The following is an 18,016-nucleotide window of genomic DNA, read 5'->3' as shown; positions in this document are numbered from 1 at the left end:
GGTTAAACTAGAGGCTGCATCTTACCAGAGTGAAGCCCAGTGTTAAAAAGCCTGAATACAACTAAGTTCGTTTCCGTGGCCATTTTATCGGTAATCTTGGCGGGTTGTGGCACTTCAACGCCCACCTCGACCGGAACTGCACCCACAGTGGCCACCTCTTTAGCATCCGCACCTTTGTCGGCCAATGTGTATTTGGCACAAGCCGCCAATAGCAAAGATCCGCAGCAGCGCGATACTAATCTGCTGCTCGCAGCCCATGCCTACATCAATGCCAACGACTACGCAGCGGCGCAGAAGCTACTAAAATCAATACAGCCAAGCTTGAATCAGAGCCCAACATTTCTGGCCGAACATAAATACTTGACCGCACGCGTGCTTGAACACACGTCCACCTATAGTGATGCACTTAAAGTTCTGAATTATCCAAGCAATTGGAGTTTGCCAAGCTGGCAGATGACGGCTTATCACCAATTCAAGGCGCATTTATATCAATTGAATAAACAGCCTATTGAGCAAGTGCGTGAACTGAGTTTACTGACGACTTACTTGCCCCCCGCCCAAGCCAACGAGGTGAATAACGCGATTTGGCAAGTTCTGCAACCAATGCACGAACAAACCTTAAAAGCCTTTACCCAAGATGCTAAGACTCCTGTGTTTACGGGTTGGTTGCAATTGGCTTATATCGCGAAACATTATGCTGTCGATCCGACACAGTTAGTACGCTACTTAGGCGAATGGCAGAAACAAAATCCTTATCATCCTGCAGCGGCTAAGCTGCCCGCCGATCTTGACAGAGCCTTAAACGCTAAGCCATTTACGCCAAAAAACATTGCTGTGCTGTTGCCGCTGACGGGTCCAAGAGCTAACGCTGCCAATGCAATTCGCCAAGGCATATTAGCCAGTTACATGGCCAAGCAAAATGACCAAGTCGCAGTCAACTTTTATGACACGGCAAACGATGCTGCCAGCGCTTACCAACAGGCGCTAACTGCGGGAGCCGAATTTATTATTGGCCCATTATTGCCTACTGAAATTGAACAACTGCAAGTGATCAATGCGGCAAACACAGCCGTCACTAATACGGTGACTAATACTGCTAACCCAGACAAAACGGCCAATACAGCAACAGCACCTGCTGCGCCTGTACCACAACTATTCTTAAATCAAGTTGATAAGTTCACCCCCGATCCGAATAGGTTCTACTTTGCATTATCTCCCGCACAAGAGGCGGCCGATGCGGCGGAGCATTTATATCAAGATGGCGTAACTATGCCGTTACTGCTCGCCAGTAACGATGCCCTTGGCAAACGCATGGCCGAAAGCTTTATTCAAGCATGGAAAAAGAAGAGCGATAACCCTGTCGAAGTTCACTACTTCGATGGCGGTGATAAAATGCGCACCACAGTACAAGATGCCCTTGGCGTGCGCGATAGCCAAGAGCGGATCGCCCGTATTAAAGAGCTGTTAGGCAATTCAGTACAAGCCGACTTCCGTTCACGCCAAGATATTGATGCCATTTATATGATTTCAACGCCACAGGATCTAACCCTGCTCAAGGCCTTTATCGACGTCAACTTTAGCGTTTTCACACAACCTGTGCCTTTATATACCTCAAGCCGCAGCCGAGTTGAAAATGAAAGCACACAAACGGCGCAGGATTTAAATAACCTGACCCTAAGCGACGCACCTTGGCTAATGCAAAACGGCGAAGAAAATCTGATGGTCAACACACTATTTTCGGGCTGGAATAACAGTCAGAAACGTTTGTTTGTTATGGGTTATGATGCAATGGATTTGATCGGCCGTTTGGCGCAAATGCGCTCATTCACGGGTTATCAATTCAATGGTCGCAGTGGTGCTTTATCTGTCAGTCCAGATGGCATAGTCAACCGCCAATTAAGCTGGGGACGTTATGAAAGAGGTAGCTTCCGCCAGTTATGACACTCGGACAGCAGGCAGAATCGCACGCCCAACGTTACCTTGAACAACAAGGCTTAACTTTTGTCGAACGTAATGTCCGCTATCCGTTTGGGGAAATTGATTTAATCATGCGCCATAAAAACCATTGGGTATTTGTCGAAGTGAAGTATCGTTCGGCAAATCAATATGGCGGCGCATTACAGGCCTTAAGCAGCGCGCAGATTTCGCGAATTCGCAAAGCGGCTAGCCACTATTTACAACTCAATAGACTCGATGTGCCCTGTCGTTTCGATGTCATCGCCATGGAAGCCGATCAAATTCATTGGCTGGTCGATGCCTTTTAAGCGCCAATAGTGAAAGAGTGACTACACAAATTATTTTAACGTCTGTGCCTCAACACGCTTGTGGAAATATGGCATGATAGCAACACTTTATCCTGAAAGGATTTATCCATGTTAGAACGCATTAAAGACAGCTTTACTGAATCTATCCAGACAAAAATCGATGCAGCCGAAGCACTGCCAGAATCCATCGCCAAAGCGGCCGAGATGATGGTGCACTGTCTTTTGGGTGGCAATAAAATCCTTGCTTGCGGTAACGGCGGCAGTGCTGGTGATGCGCAACATTTCTCAGCAGAACTGCTAAACCGCTACGAGATTGAGCGTCCACCCTTACCAGCCATCGCTCTGTCTACCGATACTTCAACCATCACAGCTATCGCCAACGACTATAGCTATGATGAGATTTTCTCAAAACAGATTTTTGCCTTAGGTCAACCGGGCGACATTCTGCTAGCAATCTCGACCAGTGGTAACTCAGGTAACGTGATTAAAGCCATTGAAGCCGCATTAAGCCGCGACATGACTATCGTAGCGCTAACAGGTAAAGATGGCGGCGCTATGGCTGGCCTACTGAGCGTGAACGATGTGGAAATCCGCGTACCTTCAAATGTCACTGCACGTATCCAAGAAGTGCACCTACTGGTGATCCATTGCCTGTGTGACAATATTGACCGCACCCTCTTCCCACAGGACGAGCAGCAATGAGACACGCTGCCCCGCTGTTAATGGTTTGCTTGCTGCTTCAAGGCTGCGCCGGTGCCGTTATGGTGGGCGCAGTCAGTGGCGCTATGATGGCCAACGACGAACGTACTGTTAAGACTCAGCTTGATGATACCAATACCGATTTTAAGATCACCAGCGCACTGCTAGAGCAAGAAGATCTTAAAAAACAAACGAATATCACAGGTGTATCCGTCAATGGCAATGTACTTATGATAGGCCAAGCCCCTAACTCTACGTTAAGGGATAAAGCCATCAAGGTCGTACAAGATCTTAAGCTCGGCGGCAAAATACATAATCAAATCCGCATTGGCAATCCAACCTCTTTCACCACCCGCAGCAATGACACTTGGGTTACAACCAAAGTGAAGGGCCGCATGCTGAACGAAAAAGATTTGGATGTGACTCGCATTAAAGTCATCACTGAAAATGGTGAAGTCTTCCTGCTGGGGGTTATTCATCGCTCACAAGCAGACTTAGCTGTTGATATCGCCCGTAATACTGCTGGCGTGCGTAAAGTGGTGAAAGTATTTGAGTATGCTAAGTAATTTTGCAGTTTACCTATTTAAAACTTAAGCCTAAGTGGTGAGCCAACTCGCCCACTTAGGCTTAAACCCTCGCTGTTATTTTCCCGTGAGTGTATCTGCTATCTTAGGTGTCGATTTTGATAGGAGCGAACCTAGCCAAGGTAAAAACAATGAAGGCAATACGATTAAGGCTGCACCGAGCCAACTTAAGTTATCCAACCATTCATCGAACAACAACCAGCCTAAAAAGACAATAAACAACAAGCCTGTGTATTCCGCAATCGCGATATCACTCGCCTGTGCCTTGCGGTAAGCCAGCACACAAAACCAGTGATAAACCAATAAAAATGCGTTGCTCAGCAAGGCCACGCCCACCAGCTCCCAACTCAAACCCTCAATACCCTGAAACGCTGCAATCACTAACGTTGCCGGAATACCCAGTAAGTTATATAGCATTAGCGTTAGCACAGGATGCTCAGCATGGGGCACTTTTTTAAGTGCTAACTGATTCACTGCAAAAGTAAAAGCAGAAAACAGTACAGCAATGCCGTACCAGTTCATTTCACTCGGTCGCAGGATAATCAAGATGCCGACAAAACCTAAGCCAGTACAGATTGTCTGAGCAGCGGTGATCCTCTCGCTCAGGAAGAAATACCCCATCAAAATAATCATTAGCGGTGCGGAATAAAACAATGAGCTAACTGTCGCGAGCGGCAATGCCATTAAGCCAATAATTAAAAAAAGCGCGCCAACTGAGCCTATGTTGGCACGCCAAAGGTGAACTGAGATATGTGTCGTCATCGGGCGCTGCGAATACAGCCACACTGGCAACAACATAAATACTGAAGATATTTGCCTGACAAGGAGGAAAGTCGAGGCACTCGCATCGTCCGGTAACCACTTGATCGACACATCATAGAAGGCACTGAATAGGTTACCTACTATCAATAAAATCAAACCAATAACTACTGGGCGTTGCATTTTTTAACATCCATAAATCTCAATGGCGGCATGATAATCCTCGCAAAACTTAAGCTGAAATGATGCTTTCTCATGCTAGATGAATTAAATTCATACTAAAGCCTTTAGATATTGAAAATCATGAGAAAGCTCCCGCCATTACGCGCTCTACAAGTGTTTGAAGCTGCCGCCAGACAGCAGCATTTTTCTAAGGCCGCCGATGAACTGTGCATCACCCAAAGTGCAGTGTCTCACCAAGTGCGAGTATTAGAAGAGTATTTTGGCGAGCAACTGTTCGACCGTCAGGGGCGTAAACTGCAGTTAACGCCTAAGGGGCACGGACTATTTCTAGAGTTAGAGCGGATATTCAACGAGTTAAGCGACCTTAATTTGAAGGTTCGCGACACGCCCAATCAGCAGCTGTGCTTAGCCGTTTATAGCTCCTTCTCGGTGAAATGGTTGATCCCCAGACTCACCGATTTTCGCCGCCAATATCCGAGCGTGAAAATCCGCCTCGAGATGATCACCCAAGATCCTGATCTAAGCACCAGCACCGCGGATATCTTCATCGCCGGTAAGCTAAATCAACGTGGCTATTGGCAACAGTTACTGCACAAAGAGCGTTTAATTCCTGTATGCAGCCCCAGTTTTTACCTTAAATGGCGCGACATAAGCCTGAGTAATTTCCAGCAACAAGCTCTGCTTGTGGTTGATGAAGGACCATTAGGGCTCGACTGGCACAAGTGGTCATCGGCGCACCAAATACCACTCGATAACGAACAACAGCATGTGTTTAGTCATATTGTGATGGCGATTGAAGCGGCGATTGCTGGCCAAGGCTTAGCCCTAGCGCCGGACTTTATGGTGGCTGGCGATATCACCACAGGGCGTTTAGTCGCCTTGAATCTGCCCGATGTGCATACCGGATTTGAATTTACCTTCTTTTGTAAGCAACGCCGTTTATCAGAACCTGCGATTGCCGCTTTCTCATCTTGGCTAAAATCACAGGCTTAGGATGAATTTACAGGCACAAAAAAGCCGACGCGAACGTCGGCTTAATTTATCGATCGATTGATTACACTAACAAACCAATCTTCTCATACACTTTCTTCAGGGTCACTTCGGCGCGCGCCTGCGCACTCTGTGCACCAGCTTTCATCACTTGGTCTAAGTAAGCACGGTCGGCACGAATCGCGCGGTAACGCTCTTGCAGTGGCTCTAACATGCTCACAACCGCTTCACCTGCTGCACCTTTCAAATGGCCATACATCTTGCCTTCAAACTCGGCTTCTAGGCTCGCAATGCTTTGCCCTGTCACACCCGACATAAGACTCAGCAGGTTAGAAACACCCGGTTTATTATCCACATCAAAACGCACGACTGGCGGCTCATCACTGTCTGTCATGGCTTTTTTCAGCTTCTTCAGCACTGATTTCGGATCTTCTAGCAGGCCGATAACGTTATTACGGTTATCGTCTGACTTAGACATCTTCTTTAGCGGCTCCTGCAGCGACATGACTTTAGCGCCAAGTTCAGGAATAAACGGCTCAGGAATGGTGAAAGTATCACCATAGGCATTGTTAAAACGAGTAGCGATATCACGTGTTAACTCAAGGTGTTGTTTCTGATCTTGGCCAACAGGGATTTCGTTCGCTTGATAAATCAGAATATCCGCCGCCATCAACACTGGGTAGCCAAATAAACCCACGTTGATGTTGTTAGCGTGCTTTTGTGATTTATCTTTAAACTGAGTCATGCGGCTCAACTCACCCATTTGGGTATAGCAGTTTAATGCCCAACCCAATTGCGTATGTTGTGGCACCTGTGACTGGATAAACACTGTACTCTTTTTAGGATCGACGCCACAGGCCAAATACAGGGCTAAGGTATCTAAACACGCTTCGCGCAACGCTTTAGGATCTTGGCGCACGGTAATGGCATGCAAATCAACTACACAATACAGGCAGTCGTGGCTATCTTGCATCGCAACCCATTGACGCAATGCACCCATGTAGTTACCTATGGTTAATTCGCCGGACGGCTGTGCACCGCTGAGTACTATGGGTTTGGTCATTACGTCATTGCTCCACTATCTATATATAAAAAGACTAAAAAATCGACTAAAGAACAGGTAACCCCCATTACTTGGTAGGTTTTACCCAGTTCAGAATCTCACTAAATTGCCCACATACGGCATCTGGGCCACTGAGCCCAATATCTTCACCGTAGTTGTAGCCGTAGGTCAAGCCGATTGACGCTATCCCAGCCGCTTTCGCCGCTAAAATGTCGTTTTTAGAATCGCCGACCATCAATAACTCAGTTTTCTCCAATTGCCACTCATGCAATAAATGCTGCAGCGGCAAAGGGTCGGGCTTCATCTTAGCTAAGGTATCGCCACCTAACACTAAGCTGAAAAAGTCGTTAATCCCAAAAGCATTGAGTAATGGCATGGTAAAACGATAGGGTTTATTGGTGACAACCGCTAACTTAAAGCCTGCATCAAACAAAGTTTGCAGCACTTGATGCACGTCGCTATACAGCGCACTGTGCTTTTCAAGATTTTCTTGATAATGATGCATAAAAATCGGCATAGCCGCATCAAGGGTTGTTTGCTCAACATCCGTACCCAAAGTATGACTCATAGCACGGCGCATCAACATCTCTGCACCGTTACCGACCCAAGTACGAACTTGCGCCTCAGAGCAGCTCTTCAAACCTAACTCGGCTAAGGCTTCCTGCGTGGCAACGGTTAGGTCAGGCACACTGTCAATCAGCGTGCCATCTAGATCAAACGCAATCGCTTTAATCTTATCCCACATGGCTATGCCCCAACTTTAGCAAGTTCGGCACGCATCTCATCAACAACGGCCTTATAATCGGGCTTGCCGAAAATAGCCGAGCCCGCAACAAACATGTCCGCACCGGCGGCCGCGATTTCGGCGATATTGTCGACCTTAACGCCGCCATCGACTTCTAAGCGAATATCAAAACCACTGGCATCAATACGCGCACGCACTTGGCGCAGCTTATCTAAGGTTGATGGAATAAAGGATTGACCACCAAAACCAGGATTCACTGACATCAATAGGATCACGTCGAGCTTATCCATCACATGGTCAAGATAATGCAGTGGTGTCGCAGGATTAAACACGAGACCTGCCTTACAACCGCACTCTTTGATGAGCTGAAGTGTGCGATCGACGTGCTCAGAAGCTTCTGGGTGGAAAGTAATAATAGACGCGCCCGCTTTAGCAAAATCAGGCACGATACGATCAACTGGCTTAACCATCAAATGCACATCAATATCAGCGGTAATCCCATAGTTACGCAGTGCTTGGCACACCATAGGGCCAATCGTTAAGTTAGGAACATAGTGATTATCCATCACATCAAAATGTACTACGTCGGTTCCCGCATCTAACACAGCTTTTACATCGTCACCCAAACGGGCAAAATCGGCAGATAAAATTGATGGAGCAATCAAGAATGGACGCATAAAACACTCGCTGCTATTTGGATAAAAAGTGCCTTATTTTACCCTGAGCCAAGCTAAGCCTCTATAGCTAAAGCCACATTTCTGGCAATTGATCCGCTATGCCTATGTCAGCAAAGCAGCACACTCTGCAGCTATCGCAGTAAATTGGGGCTTAGATTCGGTAAAATAAGCTAATATTTCCGAGCATTTTGGCTGGAATTGATAATTTTTTGTTCATAAACTAAGCGAGTTTGTTATACTCGAGGCGCAGTGCTGGTTCATTCCAAAGGAAGCGTTATGATGGAGCGGTTTAGTCAGTTTTCACACTATGTTAGGTCGGCGACATTTAAGTCATCTATGATGTTGGCATTTACTGCAGTTGTAGTGGCCACGCTAGCTTTTGGCGTTGAAAAACTTACGCAAAATACCGAAACTGCATCTTGCGCTTGTAGCAATGACACTCGTTACAACAATGCGCTGCCCAGTAGCCACCCTAATAATCGCTGCGCCGATCAAGCACAAACCTTAAGCTGGAAAACGTGGCTTACAGGTAAAAACCGTTCAAGTCAGTTCCACTTTGTCGATCTACTTGAGCTATTACATGGTCATCAAGATAAACCTATGGATGATCTCAAGCCCACTACGTCGCATCTCGCCTATTAATGCTTAGCCGCATTTGGCAAGTATTCCACAGTACCGTTGCCGCCTTTTTCGGGGTACAAACTAGCGAAAATCGTAAAAAAGATTTTCAAACCAGTTCCCCATTGCCCTACATAGTGATGGGCATAGTATTAGCTGTCATCTTAGTGGCAAGTCTGATGTTTCTCGTAGGACAAGTGCTTAGCTAAACGTTATTTATGTTGAAACTAGTCGTCTTTTGGATCGTAGTTTTCATCATATAGCGCCATCAACTCATCCACTTTATTACGACCACTGCCGTTTTGGCTAATGTTGCGTTGCACTTGAATTTTCGCTAAATGCGCGCCGCGATATAACTCGCGAGTTAATGGAATATCGTGATTACTAATCAATACCGGAATACCACGCTCTAACGCGGTATGGCGCGAATGACGAGCCAGTAGTGCTTGATCGTCTAAACTAAAACCGGCACCAACATATGTCGTGAAACTGGATGTAGTAGATAACGGTGCGTAAGGTGGATCGCAATAGATAACATCGCCACTGCGTGTCTGCTCAAAGGCTTTTTCGTAACCAATGCATTTAAACTCAGCACGTTGCGCTTTTTCAGAAAAGGCCCAGATTTCCTTTTCGGGGAAATAAGGTTTTTTATAGGAGCCAAAGGGCACATTGAAGCCACCCTTACGGTTATAACGGCATAAGCCATTAAAACCATGGCGATTTAAATAAAGAAAATACACAGAACGCTGGAAAGGGTCGCGACATTTATTAAAGTCGGTACGCACCTGATAGTAAGCTTCCTTTTGATTCATCTCATCGACAAACAATGCTTTAGCTGCGGCAATGTATGCTTCCGGTTGATGCTTCACTATCTGATATAACTCGATCAAGTCCTGATTAATGTCACAGAGCAGGTAGCTAGGATAATCCGTATTCAAGAAAACGGATCCTGCACCCACAAACGGCTCGACCAAACGGTCTCCTGCGGGTAAATAACTGGCTAAATCATCCACCAATTTAAATTTACCGCCAGCCCACTTAAGGAAGGCTCTGTGTTTTTTTATCATTTAACTTGATGAATGCCGACAAAAATAAAGGCCATGATTGTACTCTGTTTATTCTGAAATTTCACGATTTGAGAGACTTTCTTCTACTTGATAATCTTTCAAATCGGCCCATTTTCTGACCCAAGGTTGCTCAAAACGATACTCCTTAACCAATTGCGCCGCCGCATTCGAAGCCAATTTGCTACTGCTATAGTGACCAACGAGGACAACCCATCGCTGTTTATACTTTGCGACTCGAACGCCCTCGACATTCTCAAGACTCTTTAATGTCGAACGCAGGGTATCTAGCTGAGCAACACTCGCTATTTGTACGGTATAACCTTTGAGTGGCTTTTGCGGTTCCAAAACTGTTTTATCAACCTTTGCCACCTCTGGCGCTGGGGACTGAACACCTACCGTTTTAGCTTGAGGCTCTGCATCCACAGTTGGCTCATCACCACCAAAAGACTTGCTACTCACTTCACCAACACTCACTAAGGCTGCATCATCAGGCTCAGGATGTGGTGCCTCACCATGGAATTCACTTAATGGATCGACAGCCGGTTCTGTTTTGGCTTTGGATGTTTCTATTTCGTTAACTGTCACGGGTACGGCGGCAAACTTTAATTGATCAGCGCGCAGAGCAAAATAGGGGGCTAAGATTTTTTGCCCATAGGACAAGAAAACGGGGGAATCTATCGCAGGAAAAGTCGCAGTCTCTAGGGCTTGCTCTTCAGAAAATGGTTGAGTAACACCAAGCCAAATACCTAGCGCTAACAACATGCTCACAGCTGTCACCATCACAGCTTTATATTTCATCCAAGAAGATGTTTTCTCTTGCGGGCTATGCAAGGCTTTATCTAACAGATTGACCACTTCTTGCGGCGTACCCGTTTGCTTCTCAAGCTGACTGCGTACGATTTCCCTTGGCGTAAAAGGGTTTTGATCGCTGTATCTCAGCAATGTTTGATACAAAGCTTCACGCTCTGGCATGGTTAACGGCTCAATACTGATAGGCAATATTTGCCGCCGCAATGGCTCGGGTAATTGTGGCAATAGGTCCGCTAAGAATGCCGGTGGAACCGTGAGCGTGACGGCAATATTCTTACCCGCACACTGGATCTGATTGAGAATAATACACTCAGCCCAGAGCGCCTTAGGTAATAAATGCGCATCATCGATAATAATATGTAAAGGTTTAGTTTGCGTACTCGCAAGCCGCAACAGAGTATCGGCGAGGGGAATGTCGTCGTCAAAAATAGGGGATGAAATTAGCTGGACTAGAATTTTGCGGCGTATCTCAGCGTTATCGGCATGCATAGGACAAATCACAAATGCCGCATTTGACTCGTCAAAATCGGTCGCTAATCCGGTAACTAAGGTCGTTTTTCCTGAACCGCTGACACCAGAAAGCACCAGCAGCTGATCGCTATAACTGGCAACATGATGCATTCTTTGTATGAGGGCTTCCTGAGAAGGAAGCAAGACAGAACCCTGAAACGTCACTCGCCCACCACACAGTTTTTATGCGCAGCGAATAACCTGTTCAAGGGTAGATTCTGTGACTTGACTAAACACATCCGCGCGGCCTATTGCCGTTGGGAGCACCAGTCGAATCTGACCGCCTAAAACTTTTTTATCGCGTCGCATATGTTGAATGAAACTGTCGAAATCCATAGATTCCGGCGCACTCACTGGAAGATCAAAAGCTTGTAGTAACTGTATGATACGACAAACTATTGACTCATCGATAAGCCCCAGTGCCTTAGCTGTTTTAGCAGCAAGGACTGTGCCAGCTGACACGGCTTCACCATGCAGCCAATTACCGTAGCCCATTTCGGCTTCAATCGCGTGACCAAAGGTATGACCCAGATTCAACAAAGCACGCACGCCCTGCTCAGTTTCATCTTGGCTAACCACATCGGCTTTAATCTCACAGCAACGAGAGATAGCATAAACTAATGCTTCGGCATCTAAGGTTTTTAGCGCCGTTACATTATCTTCAAGCCATTGAAAAAAATCAGCATCCCACATGATGCCATACTTGATGACTTCCGCCATTCCCGCCGCAAACTCGCGCGCTGGAAGCGTATGTAAACATAAAGTATCGATAAGCACGATTTGTGGCTGATAAAAGGCCCCAATCATGTTTTTACCAAGAGGATGGTTAACAGCCGTTTTACCGCCGACGGAAGAATCCACCTGCGACAATAAAGTTGTCGGAATTTGAATAAAATCGATCCCACGTTGATAACATGCCGCGGCAAAGCCCGTCATATCACCAATCACGCCGCCACCCAAAGCCACCAGCACAGAATCTCGACCATAGTTTTGCTGCAGCAATGCAGTAAAAATAGTATCTAGATGTGCTAAGTCTTTGAATTGTTCACCATCGGGAAGGATAACACTCTCTACCTCACCAAACGAAGCCATCGTCTCTTGTATCTGTTTAAGATACAAAGGCGCGACAGTTTCATTGGTGACGATAAGAATACGTTTTTTAAGCAGGTAGCGAGACAAGGTCTCGCCATCACTCATCAAATTCTGGCCAATGTAAATGGGATAACTACGTACACCTAAATCAACCTGAATTTGCTTCATAAATTCTGCCTAAAAACCTAATTGCTCAATGATCTGATTTGCGACGATCTTTGCGCTTTGATCATCGGTTTTGACAATCACATCGGCAATTTCTTCGTACAATGGATTACGGATCTCTGCAAGATTCTCCAACACTTCTCGAGGATCATCCACTTGCAATAATGGGCGTCGCTTGTCTCTTTGAGTACGAGCAACCTGTTTGTCGATAGTGGTTTCCAGGTAAACCACAATGCCACGAGCAGACAGATGATTACGGATATCTTTGCTTTGTACTGAACCACCACCGGTGGCAAGGACGATACCTTGTTTCTCAGACAAATCAGCAATAACCTGAGCTTCACGACGACGGAAGCCTTCTTCACCTTCGACGTCAAACACCCAAGCAATATCAGCGCCTGTGCGTTGTTCAATCTCTTGATCCGAATCGTGGAATTCTAAATGCAGCATTTGCGCCAGATGGCGACCAATTGTGCTTTTACCTGCGCCCATAGGGCCTACCAGAAAAATATTACGTTTTTCAGCCATTTCTTGTACGTCTGAATCTTATTGAAAAGTATGCCTATATCGACTCAACATCAAGCCGACCTATATGTTACCTTGCTCTTATGAGACTTGACCGAGGATTATCTCAGCTTAGGGTCTACTATGGCAAGCCATGTGCGCTATTTATGCAAAGAATTGTATTCCAGTAATAATAAAGCCAGCAATCACTGCTGGCTTTAGTCGATACATAGCAAGTGCTTAGATCTTCTCACCGACTATTTTGGGGGTTACGAAAATAAGTAGCTCTTGACGCTCATTTTTGTCTGTTGTGTTCCTAAACAGGAAACCGACTAAGGGAATGTCACCGAGAATAGGGACTTTACTCACCCGGCTGATCAAGTTTTGCTGATAAATACCACCAAGGACTATGGTTTCACCGTTATCAACTAGCACTTGAGTGCCAATACGTTGGGTATCGATGGCGACTGCGGGACCCGTTGGTGTGTCAACCGTCTTGCCCTGAGAGTCTTGGGTGATTTCCAAATCTAAAATAACGCGGTTATCAGGTGTAATTTGTGGAGTAACACGCAAGGACAACACGGCTTTCTTAAAAGTGACCGAGGTTGCACCACTTGAAGTCGACTGCACATAAGGGATCTCCACACCCTGCTCAATATAAGCCGCCTTTTGGTTAGAGGTAGTAATACGAGGGCTGGCGATAATTTCACCTTTATTTTCTTGCTCTAACGCACTCAATTCCAAATCAAGAATAGTACCATCTGCCAACTTAGCAACGTGGAATGCGATACTTGTTGGATTGGTCACTGCCGCAGGCAAATTAACGTTCAAACGCTGGTCAGGAGTTGGAATGATGCCGTTGGCAATACTCTGAGCACCTTCTAATGTACCAGAGGTTCCCTTACTGCCCTGCTGATCCGTTACGCCCCAACGTATGCCTAAGTCTTCAGAGACATCATCTTTGACTGTTACCATACGTGACTCGATCAGCACTTGACGAATAGGGATATCGAGTACTTCGACTAAACGATGGATGTTCTCAATCGTTTCTGCCGTATCTTTCACAAGTACAGTGTTGGTACGTTCATCGACCGCAACTGAGCCGCGTGGCGAGAGTAAACTAGAATCTGCGCTTTTAAGCAGCTCAGCAATATCGATCGCTTTGGCATAGTTAATTTGCAAGTACTCAGAATACAAAGGTGCTAGCTCTTTAACTTCTTGCCTATTTTTGAGATTTTGGCTTTCACGAATAGCCAACTCTTCGCTCGGTGCCACCATTAAGATGTTGCCTTCGATACGCTTATCTAGGCCTTTGGTTTGTAGAATCAAATCTAATGCTTGGTCCCAGGGCACATCATCCAATCTCAAGGTGATGTTGCCTTCAACAGTATCACTCGTGACTAAGTTAAAATTGTTATAGTCAGCAATGATCTGCAAAACAGTACGTACAGGGATATTTTGAAAGTTAAGCGACAAAGTACGGCCATTGTATTTTTTAACATCTTTCTTGGCGGCAACTCTCTCAACTTTATTCATCGAGAGTCTAAAGAGATTATCCTCTTGCTTGTAACTGAACTCATATTCCCCAGCAATATCAACTAAAATGCGCGTTGTTAGATCTTCTTTAAATGTCTCGAAGCTTTTTACTGGTGTTGAAAAATCTTTCACATCCATAACATAAAGCAGATCACTATTAATATCAGTGTTATATAACTTAACTTCGAGTTTAGCGCCCACTTGCTCAACGTTAACGGCAACCGAGCGGTTATTCAAATAGACTAATAACTCACCGCCACCATTTTCATTACGACGAAAATCGATATTTTTAATGCTGTTAACGAAGGGATTTTCTGCCTGAGTCTGAGCGCCTGCAACCTCATCATTAATAGTGAGTCGATATGAGTTGCCCATGACTGAACCTTGGTAAGGTTTCACTTTGGACATACCTAAGGTGACTTTAAGACGAGTATCTTGCTGCTCAGTCATCATGTCAGTTACACCGACTTGATTAATGGGTAAGCGATCCTTAGATAAACCAGAAATACTATTATCAAAGGTTAATACGAGCTCTGCAGGCGATGCATTAGAGTCAATAACTGGCGGAGTGACCGCTTCTTCAAATACCAACTCTAGCTCTAACTGATGGTCAACCAAGGCATGGTACTTAACATCCATTAATCGGTTTGCAGCATAACTCGATGGCAAAATTCCAAATACCAATGCGATCCCAATAACAGACTTGATTAAGCCTGAAGAAATTAACGGGACTTTTATCGCGGCAGAAGATTTCATTATTCCCTCATCCTTCGCTCGTTATTCTCCAGAAAGTTCTAAATTGCTCGTCCTTTCGGACCAACAACCTGAACCATCTGGAATTAATTCTACTACTTCGACATTTTGTGAAGTAACTTTAGAAATGCGTCCATTAAACAGACCTAAATACTCACCAACGCCCATCCGATAAACACTGCCGTCATTTGTTTCAACTAACGCCCAAGTTGTATCGGCTTCACTTAAGGTGCCACGCATTTTTAAATTATCTAAAGGATAAGTTTCTAATCGTCCTTTTCGACGCTTTAAGTCCGGTTGTAAACAATCTTTGCTGGTATCAACAACTTCTTCCGTTAACTCACGCGAAGGTGGTACAAAAGGGCTACGCATTAACTCGGCTTGATAGGCAAAGTGCTCAAATCTTGGCGGCTCTTTCAAGGGCGGGATATGAGCAACGTGTTGCGCTTTGGTTGTAGTAACAAATAGCTCTAAATCACTACGATCGCCAACACAACCCATTAAAAAAAGACTCAAGGCCAACAAAGGTAAGAATTTCATTATTTCTTCCCCTTATTAGCAGGTTTTTCAGGCGGTAATTCAGCCCCTTCTTTAAAGCGATATGTCTTGGCTAAGATATCCATTGCTAAGTTGCCGGCTTCATCTCGCTTAATGGTGAAATCATGGAGGCTGACGATACGCGGCAGCTTAGCGACACCACTCACCATACTACCTAGCTGATGGTAATCTCCCGTCACAGACATTTTAATTGGAAACTCAATATAGAAATCCCGCTGAATTTCGGCCTCCCAATTCAAACTATTAATTTTGAGTCCTGCATCCGTTGCAACAAAAGTTAAATCGTCTAGCAAACCTGGCATTTCATTTTCAGATGGCAGCATCTTCAGTAACTCTGCAAACTGCACTTCCATCGTCGCTAGCTGCTCTCGGTAGAGTTTTAAATTTGCCGCAAGTTGATACTTATTCTTGAAATCATCTCTAAGCTGCACTTCTTTATCTTGCTCTGCGGTATAAATATCTACCGAATCGGAGACGACCAATAAATATCCCGCAGCAAAAACACAGAGTGCTAAAAGGATCGCGAAAAAGGTTTTAACTTGATTTGGCCAACCACCAATATTTTCAAAGTCGATATCATTAAATTGACTTAGATCGAGTTTCATTTACTCGCTCCTTTTGTCATTTTCTCAGGCTCATCTACACTCGCGCCTTTAATAGTGACTCTCAAACTAAAACGCTGTAATTGCCGTAACTCTTCATTTTGGGTCACGATCGATTGCATATTAGGATCGGTTAACCATTCGGAAGTTTTCACTTTTCGCATCATGTTGGCGACGTTATTGTTCGATTCACTACGCCCTTCAATCAGCAACAAACTGCCCTTTTTCTCTAGGCTAGACAGATATATTCCTGGAGGTACAATTCGAACAAGCTCATCTAACACGTGAGTAGGCAAATTACGGGATTGCTGTAGATTAAGAATAATTTCTGTACGCCGCTCAATGTCTTTCTTACGTTCTGTAATTTTCTTGATCTCAGAAATTTGTGTTTCAAGCAGACTGATTTCCGATTGCAAATAAGCGTTACGTGCTTTTTGCTCATCGGTCATAACATCTAATAAAGAGACTGCGACATAGACTAAAATCGCCGACGCTAAAAATACTGCCGCTAAAATACCAATATAGTCGCGCTTTTGTTTTTCTCTCGCCTCTTCTCGCCAAGGGAGTAGGTTTATGTTCGCCATTGACCGTAACTCCTCAATGCTAAGCCACAAGCAACCATATATTTGCTGATTGTAGGTTGCAGCGCACTTTTAACCGACTCATCGGCATGCAAACACCCTTGAAAAGGATCGGCGATAATAGTGTGAACACCCAATTCATTTGTCAGTAAATTAGCCATACCTTCTAATTTAGATGTCCCACCGCATAATACGAGGTAGTCGACTTTATCTTTACCGCTGGAAGTGCAATAAATCTGTAGCGTACGTTTTATTTGTTGTAATAGCTGAGTTTGAAAAGGTGACAAAACTTCAAACATATAATTTCGTGGTAAGTCGCCTTCAATCTTTGCTTTCTCAGCTTGATCATAAGACATGCCATAGAAGGATAATATTGACTGAGTAAATTGCTCACCACCGAAAGCTTGCTCACGAATAAAAGTCGTCTCACCCGACTCAACCACAGAGAAAGTCGTCATATTCGCGCCGATATCAACCATAGCGACGGCTTTATGTTTCGCTCCTTCTGGAAGCTGAGCCAGAATTAACTCGGCAGCTCGACCTAAAGCGTAACCTTCAACATCCACCACTTTAGCCTCAAGTTCCACGCTATCCAGCGCATCGACTCTGACATCAATATTGTCAGTGCGGCATGCGCTCAACAGCACATCAACTTTAGTAGGATCGGTACTGTTTACGTTTAGCGTTTCAAAATCTATGCTAACTTCATCGAGTGAATACGGAATAAGATTATCGGCTTCAATTTCTATCTGTGCCTCCATTTCTTCCTCACTAAGGGAGGCATCCATGTAGATCACTTTCGTCATCACAGCAGAACCCGAAACAGAAACAGCGGCATATTTAACGGATTTAGGCAGGCTACGTTTTATTTGCTTAAGGCATTCAACAACGGCATCAGCATCACGAATATCATGATCGTTAACGGCTCCCTTCTTAATGGGTACCGCGGCATGACTCAATATTTTGTATCCGTCAGCAGTCTTACTCAACAAAATGGCCTTAACTTCATGGGAACCGATATCGATTCCCACCATCTGCGGAGCCTGACGCTTCCATAAATTTGAAAGCATATCCATTGTCACTTTTTTATTTATATTTCAGTAAAAGAGATTAGCACAAAATCAACTTGTTATACTTACTTGTATCGAATGTTTCATCATTTTACAAATGCTATTTTGTGAGTCTCACGTTTTTACTTCACCAAGACGTGTGCGCCTTATATACTGTCGCACTTAACAGAACATTAGGATAAATTT

At 44.9% G+C, this 18,016-nt stretch carries 20 protein-coding genes; 7 read left to right on the top strand and 13 right to left on the bottom strand.

Features of this window, described 5'->3' with window-relative positions; translation table 11 throughout:
* The first annotated feature begins 39 nt into the window (after positions 1-39).
* The 4 genes from KO533_RS11350 (at position 40) to dolP (ending at position 3,529) form a co-directional block, all read left to right on the top strand.
* Complete coding sequence (locus KO533_RS11350) at positions 40-1,941, top strand: penicillin-binding protein activator (RefSeq protein ID WP_219234831.1); 1,902 nt, start codon at positions 40-42, stop codon at positions 1,939-1,941.
* Positions 1,938-2,264: a YraN family protein gene (locus KO533_RS11345; protein WP_105250524.1), complete on the top strand. Its 327-nt coding sequence runs from the start codon at positions 1,938-1,940 to the stop codon at positions 2,262-2,264. Before KO533_RS11350 ends, KO533_RS11345 begins: the two co-directional genes overlap by 4 nt.
* 108 nt (positions 2,265-2,372) lie before the next feature.
* Positions 2,373-2,966 (top strand): phosphoheptose isomerase, encoded by a 594-nt coding sequence (locus tag KO533_RS11340; RefSeq protein ID WP_105250525.1) that lies wholly within the window; start codon positions 2,373-2,375, stop codon positions 2,964-2,966.
* The gene (gene dolP / locus KO533_RS11335) at positions 2,963-3,529 is read left to right on the top strand and encodes a division/outer membrane stress-associated lipid-binding lipoprotein (protein ID WP_105250526.1); all 567 of its coding nucleotides are present in this window, start codon (positions 2,963-2,965) and stop codon (positions 3,527-3,529) included. The genes KO533_RS11340 and dolP overlap by 4 nt, the downstream gene beginning before the upstream one ends.
* 75 nt (positions 3,530-3,604) lie before the next feature.
* Here the strand turns inward: dolP and KO533_RS11330 are convergent, their stop codons facing one another.
* Positions 3,605-4,489 (bottom strand): DMT family transporter, encoded by an 885-nt coding sequence (locus KO533_RS11330; protein ID WP_219254177.1) that lies wholly within the window; start codon positions 4,487-4,489, stop codon positions 3,605-3,607.
* 120 nt (positions 4,490-4,609) lie between these two features.
* Between KO533_RS11330 and KO533_RS11325 the strand changes: the two genes are divergently transcribed.
* Positions 4,610-5,482: a LysR substrate-binding domain-containing protein gene (locus KO533_RS11325; protein WP_219254175.1), complete on the top strand. Its 873-nt coding sequence runs from the start codon at positions 4,610-4,612 to the stop codon at positions 5,480-5,482.
* A 61-nt stretch (positions 5,483-5,543) separates the two neighbouring features.
* Here the strand turns inward: KO533_RS11325 and trpS are convergent, their stop codons facing one another.
* The 3 genes from trpS to rpe form a co-directional block, all read right to left on the bottom strand.
* Positions 5,544-6,542 (bottom strand): tryptophan--tRNA ligase, encoded by a 999-nt coding sequence (gene trpS / locus KO533_RS11320; protein WP_131525401.1) that lies wholly within the window; start codon positions 6,540-6,542, stop codon positions 5,544-5,546.
* Between the two features lie 67 nt (positions 6,543-6,609).
* Positions 6,610-7,287, bottom strand: coding sequence for a phosphoglycolate phosphatase (locus tag KO533_RS11315; RefSeq protein ID WP_219254173.1), 678 nt, complete (start codon positions 7,285-7,287; stop codon positions 6,610-6,612).
* A 2-nt stretch (positions 7,288-7,289) separates the two neighbouring features.
* A complete protein-coding gene (gene rpe, locus KO533_RS11310) occupies positions 7,290-7,964 on the bottom strand; it encodes a ribulose-phosphate 3-epimerase (protein WP_012090481.1) in 675 nt (224 codons plus the stop codon).
* Positions 7,965-8,240: 276 nt separating this feature from the next.
* On the opposite strand from rpe, the gene KO533_RS11305 reads away from it, so the two are divergent.
* Both KO533_RS11305 and KO533_RS11300 read left to right on the top strand, forming a co-directional pair.
* Positions 8,241-8,606, top strand: a complete 366-nt coding sequence (locus KO533_RS11305) for a hypothetical protein (protein ID WP_219254171.1) — start codon at positions 8,241-8,243, stop codon at positions 8,604-8,606.
* Entirely contained in the window at positions 8,606-8,791 is a 186-nt protein-coding gene (locus KO533_RS11300; protein WP_105250532.1) for a DUF2970 domain-containing protein, read from the top strand. The genes KO533_RS11305 and KO533_RS11300 overlap by 1 nt, the downstream gene beginning before the upstream one ends.
* Positions 8,792-8,809: 18 nt before the next feature.
* Here the strand turns inward: KO533_RS11300 and KO533_RS11295 are convergent, their stop codons facing one another.
* The 9 genes from KO533_RS11295 to KO533_RS11255 form a co-directional block, all read right to left on the bottom strand.
* Entirely contained in the window at positions 8,810-9,649 is an 840-nt protein-coding gene (locus KO533_RS11295) for a Dam family site-specific DNA-(adenine-N6)-methyltransferase (protein WP_131525404.1), read from the bottom strand.
* Positions 9,650-9,697: 48 nt separating this feature from the next.
* Positions 9,698-11,134, bottom strand: coding sequence for an AAA family ATPase (locus KO533_RS11290; RefSeq protein WP_173248106.1), 1,437 nt, complete (start codon positions 11,132-11,134; stop codon positions 9,698-9,700).
* 18 nt (positions 11,135-11,152) lie between these two features.
* Positions 11,153-12,229 carry a 3-dehydroquinate synthase gene (gene aroB, locus KO533_RS11285; protein ID WP_113941457.1) on the bottom strand — a complete coding sequence of 359 codons (1,077 nt, stop codon included), beginning with the start codon at positions 12,227-12,229 and terminating at the stop codon, positions 11,153-11,155.
* A gap of 9 nt (positions 12,230-12,238) precedes the next feature.
* The gene (gene aroK, locus KO533_RS11280) at positions 12,239-12,754 is read right to left on the bottom strand and encodes a shikimate kinase AroK (RefSeq protein WP_006083542.1); all 516 of its coding nucleotides are present in this window, start codon (positions 12,752-12,754) and stop codon (positions 12,239-12,241) included.
* Positions 12,755-12,970: 216 nt separating this feature from the next.
* Entirely contained in the window at positions 12,971-15,022 is a 2,052-nt protein-coding gene (locus KO533_RS11275) for a type IV pilus secretin PilQ family protein (RefSeq protein ID WP_113941458.1), read from the bottom strand.
* Between the two features lie 21 nt (positions 15,023-15,043).
* Positions 15,044-15,559 (bottom strand): pilus assembly protein PilP, encoded by a 516-nt coding sequence (locus KO533_RS11270; protein ID WP_105250537.1) that lies wholly within the window; start codon positions 15,557-15,559, stop codon positions 15,044-15,046.
* Positions 15,559-16,182, bottom strand: coding sequence for a type 4a pilus biogenesis protein PilO (locus KO533_RS11265; protein WP_131525851.1), 624 nt, complete (start codon positions 16,180-16,182; stop codon positions 15,559-15,561). The genes KO533_RS11270 and KO533_RS11265 overlap by 1 nt, the downstream gene beginning before the upstream one ends.
* Complete coding sequence (locus KO533_RS11260) at positions 16,179-16,763, bottom strand: PilN domain-containing protein (protein ID WP_105250539.1); 585 nt, start codon at positions 16,761-16,763, stop codon at positions 16,179-16,181. Before KO533_RS11260 ends, KO533_RS11265 begins: the two co-directional genes overlap by 4 nt.
* Positions 16,751-17,830 carry a pilus assembly protein PilM gene (locus tag KO533_RS11255; protein WP_105253014.1) on the bottom strand — a complete coding sequence of 360 codons (1,080 nt, stop codon included), beginning with the start codon at positions 17,828-17,830 and terminating at the stop codon, positions 16,751-16,753. The genes KO533_RS11260 and KO533_RS11255 overlap by 13 nt, the downstream gene beginning before the upstream one ends.
* Positions 17,831-18,016 lie beyond the last annotated feature (186 nt).

It is taken from the genome of Shewanella sp. NKUCC05_KAH, from assembly GCF_019345585.1.
GTDB lineage: Bacteria > Pseudomonadota > Gammaproteobacteria > Enterobacterales > Shewanellaceae > Shewanella > Shewanella oncorhynchi.
Note: the sequence above shows the minus strand (reverse complement) of the source record. Positions and strands in the feature narration are given on the sequence as shown.